This is a genomic window from Lyngbya aestuarii BL J (assembly GCF_000478195.2).
GTDB classification, from domain to species: Bacteria; Cyanobacteriota; Cyanobacteriia; order Cyanobacteriales; family Microcoleaceae; genus Capilliphycus; species Capilliphycus aestuarii.
The window spans coordinates 1-617 of the sequence record NZ_AUZM01000325.1 but is presented as its reverse complement, the minus strand read 5'-3'; the positions used below and the strand labels follow the sequence as shown (position 1 = coordinate 617).

The window sequence follows — 617 nt, the reverse complement described above, 5'->3', positions numbered from 1 at the left end:
CAGCTTCGGATAATTGGGAAAACGGAAAAAATAACTGACCAATTCTTCCGCTTGAATATAGTCTTTTTCTTCGCCGTCTAGACGGGAAATTCGCAGCAATTTATTTGGCGTTAAGCTATCAAAAACATGGTTTTTCAACGCTTCAAAAACACGTTCTTGTAATTTATGGCTGGTATTAATTTGGGAATGAAGGTCAATAATTTCGAGTTTATTCGGCGGTTGAATATTGGGATTAAATACGGGTAAGATAATATATTCGTACAGTCGGCGCAGCGCCGCTTCAACTTCTGAATTTGCCTCTTTTTCCTTTGTACCCAGTTCCTCCCCGTCTTCTGCGGAGAATTTGTATTTTTTCTTTTGTGCCACTAAAGAGGCGATCGCTAAAGCCGTTCTTGCCCCCTTGCGTGCCTTATCCATTTGCGCTAAATTGGGAACTATAAACGCCAACCCATTCTTATAATCCCGCTTATCATTACCCCGATTTTCCCACCAAATTAAAGCATCTTCTTTTACTTTTTCTTGACTTTTTTCTGCCCAACTGGGGTCGAGATACACTATAATAAACTGAGAGATTCTATCCGGTATCGCCGCCGAATCCTTCGAGATCGGAAGAGCGT

The 617-nt window shown here is 41.3% G+C and carries 1 protein-coding gene; it reads right to left on the bottom strand.

Annotated elements, in window-relative coordinates; translation table 11 throughout:
* The coding region (locus M595_RS28360; protein WP_023069982.1) for a hypothetical protein at window positions 1-555 on the bottom strand (555 nt) is incomplete at its 3' end.
* Window positions 556-617: the final 62 nt, after the last annotated feature.